This window comes from Haladaptatus sp. QDMS2 (genome assembly GCF_029338295.1).
Lineage (GTDB): Archaea > Halobacteriota > Halobacteria > Halobacteriales > Halococcaceae > QDMS2.
Genome location: NZ_CP119791.1, coordinates 2,052,060 through 2,067,258, shown reverse-complemented (window position 1 = coordinate 2,067,258; position 15,199 = coordinate 2,052,060). Strand labels below are relative to the sequence as shown.

The 15,199-nt window shown below is 64.1% G+C and carries 10 protein-coding genes; 7 read left to right on the top strand and 3 right to left on the bottom strand.

From position 1 onward, the window contains the following. Window positions 1-462, bottom strand: coding sequence for an SRPBCC domain-containing protein (locus P1M51_RS11245; RefSeq protein ID WP_276248302.1), 462 nt, complete (start codon window positions 460-462; stop codon window positions 1-3). 57 nt (window positions 463-519) lie between these two features. Continuing rightward, window positions 520-1,608, bottom strand: coding sequence for a DUF354 domain-containing protein (locus P1M51_RS11240; protein WP_276248301.1), 1,089 nt, complete (start codon window positions 1,606-1,608; stop codon window positions 520-522). Between the two features lie 146 nt (window positions 1,609-1,754). On the opposite strand from P1M51_RS11240, the gene P1M51_RS11235 reads away from it, so the two are divergent. The 7 genes from P1M51_RS11235 (at window position 1,755) to P1M51_RS11205 (ending at window position 14,079) form a co-directional block, all read left to right on the top strand. Next, window positions 1,755-2,966, top strand: coding sequence for an antibiotic ABC transporter permease (locus P1M51_RS11235; protein WP_276248300.1), 1,212 nt, complete (start codon window positions 1,755-1,757; stop codon window positions 2,964-2,966). Between the two features lie 120 nt (window positions 2,967-3,086). Beyond that, complete coding sequence (locus P1M51_RS11230; RefSeq protein ID WP_276248299.1) at window positions 3,087-5,009, top strand: hypothetical protein; 1,923 nt, start codon at window positions 3,087-3,089, stop codon at window positions 5,007-5,009. Window positions 5,010-5,067: 58 nt separating this feature from the next. Beyond that, window positions 5,068-6,192 (top strand): glycosyltransferase family 4 protein, encoded by a 1,125-nt coding sequence (locus P1M51_RS11225; RefSeq protein WP_276248298.1) that lies wholly within the window; start codon window positions 5,068-5,070, stop codon window positions 6,190-6,192. Window positions 6,193-6,243: 51 nt separating this feature from the next. Then, complete coding sequence (locus P1M51_RS11220; protein ID WP_276248297.1) at window positions 6,244-7,827, top strand: alkaline phosphatase family protein; 1,584 nt, start codon at window positions 6,244-6,246, stop codon at window positions 7,825-7,827. Window positions 7,828-7,959: 132 nt separating this feature from the next. Then, on the top strand, window positions 7,960-9,210 hold the full coding sequence (locus tag P1M51_RS11215; protein WP_276248296.1) for an AI-2E family transporter: 1,251 nt from the start codon (window positions 7,960-7,962) through the stop codon (window positions 9,208-9,210). Between the two features lie 551 nt (window positions 9,211-9,761). Then, complete coding sequence (locus P1M51_RS11210; RefSeq protein WP_276248295.1) at window positions 9,762-12,305, top strand: hypothetical protein; 2,544 nt, start codon at window positions 9,762-9,764, stop codon at window positions 12,303-12,305. Window positions 12,306-12,441: 136 nt separating this feature from the next. Further along, window positions 12,442-14,079, top strand: a complete 1,638-nt coding sequence (locus tag P1M51_RS11205) for a hypothetical protein (RefSeq protein WP_276248294.1) — start codon at window positions 12,442-12,444, stop codon at window positions 14,077-14,079. Here P1M51_RS11205 and P1M51_RS11200 read toward each other — a convergent pair. Continuing rightward, window positions 14,052-15,020, bottom strand: coding sequence for a glycosyltransferase family 2 protein (locus P1M51_RS11200; RefSeq protein WP_276248293.1), 969 nt, complete (start codon window positions 15,018-15,020; stop codon window positions 14,052-14,054). The two genes, P1M51_RS11205 and P1M51_RS11200, sit on opposite strands and share 28 nt — an antisense overlap. Between the last annotated feature and the right edge of the window lie 179 nt (window positions 15,021-15,199).

Below are 15,199 nucleotides of genomic sequence, written 5' to 3'. Positions count from 1 at the left end.
TTAGGCCGCCGCGTCCGCGCCGTCTGCTTTTGCCATCGATTCTGCTCGTTCCTTGAGTGCCGCGTTCACGCCGTGGAAGTTGCGCTCGGTCTGGTCGCCGAAGAAGCGATTGAACAGGCCGACGAGGACCCCCGAGAACCGCTCTGCCTGCGTCAGCCGTGACGTGCCGTCGCCGAGGTCGGTGATTTCGAAGCGGTGTTCGCCGTCGAACAGTCCCCGGACGTAGAGGTGGCCGAGCCATCGCAGTTCGCGGTTTGCGTCCGCTCTGAGGACTTCCGGTTTGAACGACGGCGAGCGCCCCGCCGCGGGGCCGGGCGTGATGTGCAACCGCGTTCCGACGGTCGGGCGTCCGGCGATGTGCATGAAGTCGTTCCACTCGGGGTAGTGGTCGAAGTCGGTGAGCACCCGCCAGACCGTCTCCGGCGGCGCGTCGATGTCGATACTGGTGGTGAGTTCGTCCATGGTGAACCAAAACGCTCGCACGGAGCATAGCGTTCGCCTGAGGGGTGAGTACAGGGGTCATGGAGCAGGTCGCACGCCCGCACCGCGCTCCACCTGCGCGATTCCCTCGACTGCGCCCATGTGTGCTGCCACCTCCACGATGAGGTCGGTGAGATTCACTTTGTCCGCGATGTAGGCATCGCGCTTTTCGGCCCACTCGGCTTTCGCGTCGGGGGTTGCGACTAGGTCGCGGGCGAGGGTGAGGACGGTGTCGAACTCACGGACGTTGTAGATGAGGCCGTGGACGGCGAGGTCGGTGAAGTTGCCCATGTCGTCCGCGCCGACCCAGGAGTTAGACCGGATGGCGGGCGTCCCGAGCAGGGCGGCCTCCGTGACCATCGTCTGCGTGTCGGCGACGAGCAGGTCGGCGGCGGCGAGCGCGTCGTGCATCAGTCCCGGGTGCAAGTCGAATCGGCGGGCGGGAAGGTCGTCGAACGCGAGGGATTCTGACTCGTCGGAGACGAACACGGTGACGTACTCGGCGAGGGCGGTGAGGAGTTCGCGGCGCTGGGCGGGCGAAAAGCCAGCGTGGCCCACGTCGTGGTGGGAGCCAAAGGCATTGAACCGGACGATGGCGAACCGCTCGTCCGTGTCGAGGCCGAGCAGGTCGCGGATGCCGGGGTTGGGCACGAACACGTCCGGGTGGAGGTAGGCGGTCTCTTTGAATCCGGTAAAGTGGAAGTGCTTCTGGCCGAGGTCCTTGCGGAAGGCGTGGGGCGTCAGGATGGTCGTCGCAAAGCGCCGGGAGAACCGGTGGTCGAGGCTCGTCGGCTCGGAGTCGAGGATGAGGACGACCGGTGCTCGGGAGACGGCCCCGGCGAAGGCGGCGTACGAGCCCATCCCGAAGACGAGGTTCGGGGAGAACTCGCGGGCGAGTCGGAGGATGCGGGCAAAATGCCTCGGGAGGTTGCGCAGCAGCGACCCCTTCGTCGGCCCGCACGACCCGTAGACGAGGTAGGGCAGGTCGTAGTATTCGAGCAAGGAAACGGTGACGCCGTAGTCCCGTCCCAGGATGAGCACTTCGTGGCCGTCGGCCTGCAACCGGCGCACGGCGTGTTTGTAGAGGTGGACGTGCGCCGGAGTGTTCGTGAAGAACAGGTATCGCATGGGCGCTCTGACCCCACAGAGGGGGGCAACCAGCGTAACTACTTGGGTGCATATTTTCTCAGACAGGCTGAAAGCCCTGCTTACACGCGGTCTCAGGCGTACACTCGGTGACTAACAATTGGGGTTCGCCCCGTCTGTCCACGTGGATGGCTCGCTCTGACGAGCGGACGGTTCGACCCGAGGAGCTGCTCGCGGCCACCCTCCGCTACGCTCGCGCCCGGTCGTACACCGGCTGGGACTACGCAGACGGGATGAGTAGCCGCCTGCTCGCCGCGCTTCCGGTCGAGAATCGGTGGCTGAACTTCGTCGTTCAAGAGGGAATCAAGCGCGCTCCCATCAATCTGCGACCGCTGTTCCTCGTCGAGCGACGCCAATCGTTCAAGGGGAGCGCCCTGTTCGCTCTCGCGAATCGACGGGCGAGCCAACTTGGTCTCGACGACGTGGATTACGACGCGGAGGCGCGCGGACTCGCAGATTGGCTCGTCGCCAATCAGAGACCCGGCTATCACGGCTTCTGCGGCGGTCACGCACACGTCCTGCAGGAGTTGGGAGGGAAGCGACAACCCACGGAGGGTGACGTCGTTTCGACGACCTACGGCGTCCGGTCGCTGCTCGAACTGGCTGCGTTCGACCCGACGTACGCGCAGGTCGCGGAGAGCGCCGCAGCGTTTCTCACGACCGACCTCAACTACACCGAAACAGGCGACGAAGCGTACGTCACCTACGTCGCCGCTGAGGAGGCGACGTTCCACACCCTGAATGCCATCGCGCTCGCGGGAAGCTGTTTCGTGGACCTCTACGCCCACACTGGTGACGAGACGTACGCCGAGAAGGCCACGAAACTCCTCGCGTTCGTCGTGGCCCGTCAACAACCGATTGGCGGGTGGTACTATCGTGACCCCCGCGAAACGTCACACCTCTCGATGGACGGCCACCACAACGGCTTCATCATCGAGTGCCTCCAGCACTACGCGGCCGTGGTCAATGCAGACCGGTTCGAGACGGCACTCGACGTGGGACTCGCATTCTACCGTACTCGCCTGTTCGACCCGGACGGCGCACCTCGCTGGGACGAACGGCGGGCCTTTCCACGGGACGTCCACGCGGCCGCACAGGGCATTCTCGTGTTCACGCGGGCCGGTGACCTCAACTTCGCCGGGCGCATCCTCCAGTGGACGGTTCGGAACCTGTACCTGGGGGACGGGCGGTTCGCGTTCCGTTGCGGTCGGTTCTACACCAGACGGGTCGTATTGATGCGGTGGGCCGAAGCGTGGATGGCCTACGCCATCGCGGAGTTCGCTCACGCTCGCTCGAAAGCCGCCCTTGAACCGACGTCAGAGCGGGCCGGGTCTCCCTGAGCCGTCGGCTGCCATCCCGTAGACGCAGGCCTCGCATTAACTCTGGAATAACAAAGTCTGCGCCGGGGCTTCTAGTGGTAAGAAGCGGTCGTGTCTTCCGACAGTCAGAACCCGGAGCGAATGGAATCTGCCGTGGATAGCTTCGTCGATGGGCTGGGCACTACGCGACACGCCGTCGGCGTCGCAGACCGCTACGAGGCGCGAAGACGCGGTGGAACAGTCGCGCTCACCGTCGGCTACCTCTCGCTGCTCGCCGCCGTAGTGGTCGCACACGCGGCCCCGGCGACGCGCTACGAACTCTCGATTTACGAAGCCACGCCGGTCGCGTTCTGGATTGGGGTCGCCGCGGCGTTCCTTATCGCCATCGTCGTAGCTCTGTACGGCGCAGCGTGGAGTCTGCGGGCCGGAAGCGTCCTGCTCGCCGGGACGGCGACCACGTCGGTCGTCGGCCTGCCGTTGATTCGGGGCTACTACTTCTACGGATTGCTCGACTCGCTCATCCACCTCGGCTGGGCGCGGTCGCTCGACGCAGGCGTGTTCACCGTCTACAGCATTCCGTATCCGGGCAGCCACCTGTTCGCGGCCGTGCTCGGCCGCCTGACCGGGTTCGCCATGCCGACGGCGATGCTGTTCACCGTGCTCGTGTTCACCGTGGTCTACTTCCTGTTCGTTGCGCTCACGGCCAGACTGCTCCTCCCTTCGAGTCGAGTGGCCACCGTCGCCGCGTTTTCGGCGTTCTTGCTCCTGCCAATCAACAGCCTCGCGACGCACGTTTCCTTTCACCCCTTCACGCTCGCGACGCTGTTCTTTCCGCTCTTTCTGTACCTGCTGGTCAAGCACATGAGCCACGAGGCAAACGACGACCGCCTGCCGCAATTCGTCTCCGCGGCGTCGCTCGTGCTGCCGCTCGTCGCGTTCGTCATGGTCATCTTGCACCCACAGTTGACGCTCAACGTCCTCCTGTTCGTTCTGGGGATGGCCGGAGTTCAGTTGCTCTACCGCCTCCTGCAACCGAATAGCGCGGCGGCGGGCTATCGGGCCATCTACGGACAGGTGTTCGTCCTGCTGGTCATCTTCGTCTTCTGGGTGAACCAGCACCAGTCCACGTTCAACACCTTAGACCAGACGCTCGCGGCGGTCGAGGGTCTGTTGCTCGGAACCGCTGCCGCAGGACAGGTCATCAGTTCGCAGTCCGATTCGGCGGCCGACATCGGCGTGAGCCTCGCTGAACTGTTCGTGAAGCTCTTTCTGGTGAGCGTCGTGTACCTCGCAGCGAGTGCCCTGCTAATCGTCGGGTGGCTCCGCGGACGGGCAGTAGAAACCCGCGTCGGCGGGCTGCTGCCGTTTTTCGTCTGGGGGTCGCTCGCGTTCCTCCCGGTCGTCGCTGCGCAGTTCATCGGCGACATCTCGACGTACTTCTTCCGGCACCTCGGATTCGCCATGGTCATCGCCACGATTCTCGGTGCAGTGGGAATTACACGCCTCGCGGGGCGTGTTTCGAGCGGATCTCTCAGCACGCTCGTCCGGCCACTCATCGTGCTCGGGGTGGTCGCACTCGTCGCGCTCTCGCTGGTGAGCCTGTTCCCCTCGCCGTACATCTTCCTCCCCGGTCAGCACGTCGCCGCCCAGCACATGGAGGGCTACCAGACCTCCTTCAACGCCCAGCCGGCGGACAAGACCATCTGGTACGGGGCGGTGAGGACGGGCATCGACCGCTACGAGGCGGCGTTCTACGACGAACCCTTCTCCATCCACAGCGGGCCGGCCCCCGAATCGGCGATGCTCACCGGATTGCGACCGTACTACGAGAACCATCCAGAGGAAGTCGTCAGGCGCGACCACTGGTTCGTCGTCACTCAGACGGATATAGAGCGAGAGGTAGACGCCTACCGCGAACTTCGCTACTCGCGGGCGAGTTTCACCGCCATCACCACCGAGAGGGGCGTCCACCTCGTCCAGTCGAACGGCGAGTACCACCAGTTCTACGTCGATATCGGGGCTCGCCCGCCAGTCCCCGAGGGGACGTTCAGAGAGAACACGTAGGGCATCGGTCGGATGTTCTATAGGATAAGTTGTGACTTACTAACCGGCGAACCCGCGTATGTCAGTTAGTGACATGGGTTCGGTCGAGGTGCTGGTCGTCGGGCCGGCGAGCAAGGAGACGGGTGGGATAGCCAGATACATCGCCGCGCAGGTGTCGTACTTGCCGAGAACGGTTCGCACCCGGGTCTACGACGTGGCTCCGGCCTCGGACGGAACCGGCGCGTGGTGGCTCACAAAAGAGGTGTTTCGGGCAGGGTTGCGCGCGGTTCGGTTCCCGTTCCAGTCACGACCCGACGTCGTCCACGTCCACACCTCCCACTGGCGGTCGTTTTACCTCTCGTCGTGGTTCGTCCTCGTCGCCAGCTACCTCTGGCGGCGGCCCGTCGTCCTCCACGTCCACGGCTCCGAGTTCGATGACTTCGTAGAGCGGGCCTCTCGCCCGTCTCGTCTGCTGCTTTCTCGGGTGTTCGCTGCCGCCGCCGCGGTCGTCGTCCTCTCTGCCTACTGGCGCGACGTCCTCAGGCCGGTCGCGGGAACCACCCCGCTGCTCGTGCTCCCGAACGCGGTAGACCCGGACGAGTACGACCCCCACTTCGACGTGACGCCCCCGCACGTCGCGTTCGTCTCGAATCACGTCCCCCGAAAGGGCCTGCGCGAGTTCGTAGACGCCGTAACCGCCTGCAAGCGTGAGGGGCTCGACTTCCGGGTGACGATTGCCGGACGCGGCCCGCTCTCACACTTCGCGGAGGCACTCGCCGAGACGACGCCCGACGTGACCTACCGCGGCTTCGTGAGCGAGGCAGCGAAACGCGACCTCCTCGCAGAAAGCTCGATTTACGTGCTCCCGACGCACGCAGAGGGGTTGCCAATCGCCATCCTCGAAGCGATGGCCGGTGGGAACGCCATCATCTCGACCCCGGTGGGGAGCATCCCCGAACTCGTTGGCGCGGAGGGCGGGATTCTCGTCCAGCCGGGTGACGGAGAAGAACTCGCCGCCGCGCTCGGGTCGCTCGTGGCAGCCCCCGAAACCGTGCGACAGATGGCAGAGACGAATCGCCGACTCGTCGAACAGGAGTACACCTGGCAAGGGGTCGCAGCCAACCTCACTGCACTGTACGCGGGATTGGCGGGAGGGCAGCCAGTCGGCGAAACCACGGAGACTGACCCGCTCGTCGTCGAGTGACGCTGTAGTCGCCGCGTAACAATACCCGTCGCAGGCCTATCTTCTGGCAGAATGTCCACGCAGAGCCACGGCCGGGCGTTCGTCCTCGGCTTCGACGGCGTCCCGTGGGACCTGGTCGTGCGCTGGAGCGACGCTGGCGAGTTACCGAACTTCGCCCGTCTGTTCGCGGAGGGGGCCGCCGGCCCGCTCGAAAGCACGAAACCGGCGAACACGCCCGTCGCCTGGCCAGCCATCGCCACCGGAACGTGGCCCGACCGCCACGGCGTCTACGAGTTCGTGAAACTGGGCGCGGACTACACCCAGCGACCCTACTCGCGAAACGACATCCGCGAGCCAGTGCTCTGGGAGCAACTCACCCCGGCAGTCGTGGGCAACGTCCCGCTCACCTACCCGCCGGCCGAAATCGACGGGGCGCTCGTGACGGGGATGCTCACGCCCTCGGCCTCGGCGCGGTTCGCCCACCCCAAATCGCTCGAAGCGCAGATACGCCGCGAGCTTCCGGACTACCAGTTCGAACTCAAGTGGCACGAGTACGGCGACCGGACCGAGGCGTTCCTCGCGGACCTCGAACGCCTCGTCGCCAACCGCCGAAAGCTCATGGAATTGCTCATGGAGCGCGAGGACTGGCGACTGTTCTTCTTCGTGTACGTCGCTCCCGACCGCCTCCAGCACCTCGTCTGGGACGACGACGTGCTCCTCAACCACTACCGGACGCTCGACGACATCCTCGGTGAGGTCATGGCTTACGTCGAGGCGCGCGAGGCGACGCTGTTTGTGGTTTCAGACCACGGCTTTGGCCCCGTCTCCCGCGTAGTGAGCGTGAACCGCCTGCTCGTCGAAACGGGCTACCTCGTTCCGCGGTCCCAGACCGGGGTGCGAGGAGCGCTCTCGAAACTCGGCCTCGACAAGACTCGCGTCCTCGCAGCCCTCTCGCGGGTCGGCATCACCGACCGCCTACTGGTGCAGTACCTCCCGCCGGGCGTCCTCAAGTCGGCGGCAGCGCGCATCCCGGGCGACCACCAGCTGTACGACGTGGACCACCGACGAACGACCGCCTTCCTCCACGGCCTCGGGAGCGTCTACGTCAACGACACGGCGCGGTTTACGCCCGGCGCGGTCTCCCCGTCGGACCGCCCTCGAATCAAGGCCGAACTCGCCGCGCTGCTCGCAGCCCTGACCGATCCCGAGACGGGAGCGCCCGTCCTGTCGGTGTTCGACGGCGCGACGCTCAATCCTCGCGACCCGAACGGTCCTGACCTCGTCATCACCGCTCGCGAAGGCTACCACGTAGACCCGTCGCTCGGCCCCGAAGTCGTCGGCGACGTGACCGGCGTCGCGGCGTACCACAGACCAGACGGCATCTTCTTCGCGTGGGGACCGGACGTCGCGGCAGGCGTCGCCCCTACCGAGGCGTGGGTGGTGGACGTCGCGCCGACCGTGCTCCACGCCGCGGGCGAACCGATTGCGAAGGATTCAGACGGGCGCGTCCTCACAGAAATCTTCGCCCCCGACTCCGAGACGGCACGACGGGAAATCAAGTCACGCGCCTACCGGCGAACCCAATCTGCCGGCATCGTCGAGGAAGATTATTCCGCGGTCGAAGACCGCCTGCGCGGACTGGGCTACCTCGAATGAGCGGGCGTTGCCGCCGGGGCGAACGCGGCCAACGGTTAATACCGCCCAAGCGGTACTAGAGGGAAGGCTCTCACGGGTCGCGCCGGGGTGGGAACGGCGGGCTGCGACTCGCCGTGTAGGCTCCCGAAAGCCATGACAGACACTTCCAACACAGACGCCGGTACACCTGCCGAGCGGTCGCGCATCTTGCGAGCGTTACAGCAGAGCGAGATGAGACGCGACCGGGCGGGGCTGTGGGTCGTCGCGCTAGTGTTGTTTCTCACGCTCGCGTACGTCACCTGGCAGTTCGTGGGGACCGTCGTCCTCGGGCTGTTCATCTACTACGTGACGCGGCCCGTGTTCAAGCAGGTGAACAGACGCATCCAGCGACGGCTGTACGCCGTCGTCGTGACGCTTACGTTGGTCGCGATTCCCGTGCTGTTCCTCGTCGGCTGGGCGATCGCCATCATCATCAACACGCTGTCGCAGTACCTCGATGCGGAGCGGCAGGCCGAGCTGACAGCGCTCATCGCCCCGTACATCGACCTGACGACCGTACTCCAGGATTCTGAGGAGACGATTCGATTGCTCATCACGGACCCCAGTCAACTCGCCGACTCGGGACTTGGCGACGTACTCGGGCAGGTGACGGACGTGCTGCTCGCCTCGCTCGCGACGCTACTGAACGTGAGTTTCCACGCCTTCATCGCCCTGCTCATCGCCTTCTTCCTCCTGAAAGACGACTACCGATTCGTCGCCTGGGGACGGCAGACGATTCTCCGGCGCGACAGCCCGCTCGAACACTACTTCAGGACGGTCGATGCCGACCTCCGGTCGATTTATTTCGGCAACATCCTGAACGCGCTCGCCACCGGCCTGCTCGGGGTGGTCACGTACGTCGTACTCAATCTGTTCGCCCCGGCCCCGGTGCGCATTCCCGAACCGGTGCTCGTCGGAATGCTCGTCGGCGTCGGCAGCCTCGTCCCGGTCATCGGTATGAAAATCGTCTGGGTGCCCGTCGCGGCCCTCCTGTTCGCTCGTGCGGCGCTCGTCGCCCCCGAAGCACTCTGGTTCCCGGTGGTGTTCAGCGTCGTCTCCATCGTCGTCGTGGACACCATCCCAGACCAGTTGCTGCGCCCCTACGTGAGCGGACGGTCGCTCCACATCGGGGCGGTGATTCTCGCCTACACCTTCGGCCCCCTGCTGTTCGGGTGGTACGGCATCTTCCTCGGCCCACTCATCCTCGCCGTGGTCTACGAGTTCGGCCGAATCGTCTTCCCGTGGCTGGTGGACCCGACGTACGAACCGCGACCAGCACCCGTCGTCAAAGCCGAAGACCCCGCAACCGAAGCGACAGACCAGCCGGATTCGGCGGCTGCCCCAGAGGGGAGTGAGTCTGCCTGAAGCGGGGCTCCCGGCGCGCACGCGTCAGACGCGAAACGTGATAACGGCCGGTTCACCGTCGGAGCACAGGCGACAGAATAAGCGTTCGAACGACGGAATCCCCAATCGAACAAAGTCGCCAGCGGCGTGGCCATCCACCATCCGAGCCAGCCCGAAGTCACCCTCGAAAAGCCACGGACATACATCACAATTTCTGACAGTATATTCAGCAGTGTGAAACGATTGCATACGGCACGGTCGGGCTCCGTACCGAATCTCGAAATGACCAATTTCGCGATACATGAGTGTGAACTATCACGTCAGCGATACCGTTTCGGCGCGCAGAGTGTTCACCTGGTACTGGCCCGTATAAACTTACACAGTCGCCCGATTAATCCGGAACTAATCCGATTGGTCGAACAGTTATACGGACATGAATCACCTGGTTGATAAATAGGTTAGCGGCGGAGACAGTCAGGATTTGATTAGTATGTTTGCGTGACACTCAACAAATCGAACTAATGTCAGAATCACAATATTTATGGTCGGTAGCTTGTGCTTAACGAACTGCAATGGCACGCGAACTGGCACGCGGACAGCAACGAAAAGCGACGGCAGAGGAGGACGACTCCCTTCTCAATCGTCGCGATTATCTTAGAATGGGTGCGTACGCGGCAGCGGCCGGCAGTACTGCAGCGGTCGTTTCCTCCGGCAGTGCGAAGGCTGCGACGACCCGACACGGCATCAGTTTCGACCGTGTCGTGAACATCGTCGACGACTACGGCGCAGACCCAACTGGCACCGAACCCGTGAACTCGGCCCTCGAGCAAGCGGCGAGCGACGGAACCCTCATCAAATTCCCCGAAGGCAGCTACAAATTTAGCGGCAAGTACATCCCCCGCAACAACCGCCTCGGATTCCTCGGCGAAGGCGACGTGAAATTCGTCCCGCCGAACGGCTACACAGACCTCCTCATCGACAGCTGGTCCGGGTACGACGAAATCCTCATCGAGAACATCGACATCGACATTCGAGACGAGAGCACGACGGCGGGCATCCGCCTGAAGTGCCAGACCAAGTTCCATTTAGAGGACATCGAATACCTCGGGCGCGGCATCACGGCCCACCAGGGCCAGATAAGCGCGTTCCTCCTCGCACTCGAAAGCGCAGATGGCGAGGGTGTCCTCAAGAAAGCCGTCGCCAAGAAAGGCTCCCGGTTCGACGGCTACGAGGGCGGCAACGGCCGCATCGGCGTCTGGATTGGCTGGTCGAACAAAGGGACCATTCGCTTAGAGGAGTGTGACTTCCGCGAGTTCGGGAACAACGCCTGTTACACCTCCCGAACCCCCGGCAACGTCCAGATCGTCGATTCGTACTTCCTCAACAACAACGCCTCTCAGATTCGCCTGAGTGGCAAGGGGAGCTACGTCAAAAACTGCGTCCTCGAAATCGACTTCGACAAGTACACCGGCCCGAAGCCAATCGACACGTCGAACGAGTTCGGGATTCGCGGCATCTCCGTCGACCAGGGTGTCCAGCAGGACGTTCCCGCGATTCCGGCGGGCGCAGAAATCGTCGACTGTGACATTATCGGCCGCAACGCCCCGCAGGGCGTCGGCCTCATCAACGTCTCCCCGCAGGGACGCAGCGTGACGGTCAAGAACACGCGCATTCAGTGTGACCTTCCGAACACGCCTGCGGTCCGCCGCGGCGAACCCGGCGCGATTCAGTGGCGGCCGTACCAGCAGGTTCCACCGAAACCCCACTACCTCCACCTGGAGAACTGCAGCATCACGGGGAGCGCGGACGGCCGGGAAGCGGTGTTCATCGACAGCGCCGACGGCAGTTCCATCACGGACTGCTGTATCCAGCAGACCGGGTCCGGGCGCTCCGGCGTGCGCGTCGTCAACTCGAACGACGTGAACGTGACGAACTCGACCATCAACGTGAGCGGAACGGCAGTCGATTACCAGAACTCGACGGGCGAGACGGCCGGCATCGAGCAATCCGGCTCCTGCCCGGTTCCGAGCACGAAGATTGGTGCGTCGAGCGACCAGACCGATTCGGACAGTGACGCTGCATCCACCCAAAGCGCCGAAGGTGATTCTTCGGACTCGAAATCCTCGGGCGATGAGACGGAATCTGACTCCAACGAGGCCGCAGCCACTGATTCGAACGAGAAGGTCCTCACCATCAACGGCGTCGAATCGCCGGGCGAGTACGTCTTTTCGGTGAGCGGCGACCTGCAAAAGAGCGAGGCGAACGGCGCGACCGTAGACGACAACGACGACCTCTCGGGGACCACTGCCCGCGGACAGGTCGAAGGCGGCATCGACAGTTATACTTTCACCGGTTCGTTCACCCGCTTCGACGTGACGGGCGGCAACCCGACCATCACGGTAAACGGTGAGGCCATAGACCCGTCGTCGGTCGCCCAGACCGCAGACGACGCGCCACAGAAGGGCGTCACGGCAGCCGATTCGACCACCAGTGCGTCGAGTGATGCCGGTTCGAACAGCGGTAGTTCGAGCGGCGGAAGCGCGACTGACGCCACCAAATCGAGCGCGAAGGACGCAGCGACGCACACTATCGCGCTCGTCGGCGCGGCCACCGGAACGACCACCTACACGTTCAACGTGAGCGGTTCGGTCTCGGAGGCTGCCGACAGCAAACTCGACCTCAACAAGAACGTCTTCGGGACGAACGTCGAGGGTGCGGTTTCGAAAGCGGCCCACAGCTACCAGTACTCCGGTGAAATCACCGACATCTCGGTGGACGGCCCGGCAGACATCTACGTAGACGGCATCAAGGTTCGGCCAGAGGAGGCACTCGAACGGCTTCCAGAACTGCCGAACCTGCTCATCCTCGACGGCGACGCGAGCGACGACGTCACCGGCTACATGGTGTCGGTCGACGGCGAACTCGTGCGCAGTGACGCGCTCAGTTCCGCCCCCGAGGACGCGACGACGTGGGACCGCTTAGACGACACCGTAAAGAACGGAACCGTCACCGGCGTGGTCGCGGAAGGGACCGACGCCTACCGCTTCGACGGCGACGTGACCAAGTTCAAGGTTCGCGGGTCTGCCGCGATAACCTTCGAAGACCTGGACGGCTAAGCCAGTCCGCTCGCTGCCATTCTCCCCCGCTCTCGTACGGTGAGCGACAGTGCCCGTCCGTCGGCGGTCGGTTTGCTGTGACACACTGTCCGTAAGCGCAGAATAACGATACGCTCCCGTCGTCTCCGTCGAAGTAATGGGCACGCGCCCGTCCAGACGGCGATATCTCGCGGCGATAGGAGCCGCCGCACTGGGCGGCGGCCTCGCCGGGTGTCAGTTCGTTCCCCGACCGACGCCTACGCCGCCGCCCACGCCGCCCGAAACCCCGACGGCGGAACCACCGAACCTGTTGCGCCACGGCATCCAGTTCATACGGTCGGTCGACCTCGTGGCTGATTTCGGCGCAGACCCGACTGGGTCAGAACCAATCGACGACCTGCTGGCGATGGCGGCGACGGCCGGAACCCTCGTCGTCCTGCCGGCGGGTCGCTATCTGCTGAACGAGACGTACAACTTCGAGGCGAACACGGTTGGCCTCCTCGGAATTGGTGACGTGCGTATCGTCCCGTCGGTGGGGTTCCACGACCTCGTCTTCGACACCAACGAAGTCGACGTCGACGAGATTCTGCTCGAAAACGTCGATATCGACATTACCCACCCACAGACGTCCGCCGGCATCCGCCTCCTGACGCGGACGAAGTTTCACGTCCAGGACCTGGAGTACGTGGGTCGCGGTCTGACCGAGTTCCGCGAGCAAGCGAGCGCGTTCCTGCTCGCCATCACCGACCCGGATGGCCTCGGGACGCTCAGGCGGGTCGTCGCAAAGGAAGGCGCGCGCATCGACGGCTATCTCAACGGAAACGGACGCATCGCCGTCTGGGCGGGGTGGGAACACAAGGGAACTATCCGCATCGAGAAGTGTGATTTCCGCGAGTTCGGAAACAACGCCTGTTACACCTCCCGGACGCCCGGGAAGGTACAAATCGTCGATTCGTACTTCCTCAACAACAACGCTTCGAGCATCCGCCTCGGCGGAAAGGGCAGTTTCGCAGAAAACTGCACGGTCGAAATCGACCTGGAGAAATACACTGGTCCACCGCTCGAAAACATCTCGACTGGCTTCAACACGCGCGCCATCGTGGTCGAAACCGGCGTGCAACTCGACGTGCCCGGCATCGAACCAGGGGCAGAGATTCGAAACTGCCGGGTCATCGCTCGCAACTCGCCGAAGTCCCAGTCGCTCGTCGAACTCTCGCCACAGGGCCAGACGATGGTGCTGAAAGATTCGGTCATCGTTTGCGACATCGACGACACGCCCGCGATTCGCCGGGCGCGGCCGGGCGAACTCCCGTGGCGACCCTCCCAGCAGGTGCCGCCGAAGCCACATTGGATTACCGTCGAAAACGTCACCATCCTCGGCTCTGCGAGCGGCGGCGAGGCCATCCGCATCGAGGAAGGTCCGGAATCGGTCTTCAGAAACTGCCGCATCGAACAGTCCGGCGCGGGACGCGACGGCATCCGACTGGTCGATTCAACCGACTGCCTCGTCGACGGCGGGTCGATAACCACCGCCCGCCACCCGATTCGCGTCGAGTACGGCGGCCTCGCAGACGACCGGTGTCTCCTGAAACTCGGGTCAGCCCCGACGCTCTCGTCGGTCGAAACCGCCGACGCACCCCTCCTCTACGAACATACGACCGATACGCCGACCCCGTGTATCGTGACGGCAGCCCAACCCTTCGTAAACGGGCTCGACCGGTCGGTCATCAACATCGACGACATCAGCGACGAGAGCCCAATTCGGCTCTACGGCAACGTGTTGTTCGAGGCCTGAGTTCGGGAGACGCGGCGCTTTAGCGTCCGGGCGAGGCCGTAGGTAAGCCGCCCGCCGAGCGAGAGTGCGAGATACGCCCACGACGCGGAATCCGTCGGGGTCGCTCGCAGCGCCCGAATCGACGCCCGGCGAGCGTCGCGATAGGCGCCAGCATCCAGTGCGGCCACCGCGAGCATCCGAGCGGTCGCGGCCTCGAACTCGGGAACCATGCCGTAGGACGCCGCGAGCGGGCGGTGGGTTTCGAGCAAAAGCGGGTACGCGGTATCCCGAATGCGCTCGAACTCCCCCGAGAGTTGGTCACCCGCGCCCATCCGGCGGACGACGAGCGGTTCGGGGACGATGTCGAACGCACACACAGTCGCGAGTCGGAGGTACCACTCGCGATCCTCCCAGACGGGGAAGCGGTCGTCGAGCGTCCCGGCCGCGTCGAGCGCGGTTTTCCGAACGAGCACCGTCGAGAACGGGGCTAGCGGTTCGCCTCGGAGCAGGTCGCGAGCCACCCAGCCTCGCGTCGTCGGCGTCCGAATCGTGGTCGTGCGTCCCCTCGTATCGACGTAGCGTTGGCCGGTGTACACCACGCCGACGTCGTCGTCTGCGGCCGCAAAACGGGCGATTTGCTTTTCGAGTTTTTCGGGTTCCCACTGGTCGTCGTCGTCGAGAAAGGCGACGTACGTGCCGTCAGCGGCGGCGAGGCCGCGGTTTCGTGCGGCGGCCGCCCCCTGCGGGTTCGCGGTTCTGATGAAGTGCGTCTCCGCGATGGCCGCGAGTTCGAGCCCTTTCAGGACGTGTTCTGCCGATTTCTCGGAGTCGTCTACCACGATGAGTTGGATGGACTCGTATGTCTGGGCGTTGATGCTCGCAATCGCCTTCGTGAGTGCGTCAGGCCGGTCGCGCGTCGGGACGACGACGCTCACGAGCGGGGTTTTGCCGGCTGCTCCCATACCTGCTCTTCGCCCCGAACGGACATTGTTAGTCAGTTCCTGTCACACCGTGGTTGCGTCGGATTTGGCAGCCAATTCCGTCTCTGTCTGCCAGTTTTCCGATTCGACGACGCCGCTTACGCGACATTAACTCTGAAATAACAATTGCCGCCGACGGCCCAGGTACAGGATAATGAGCG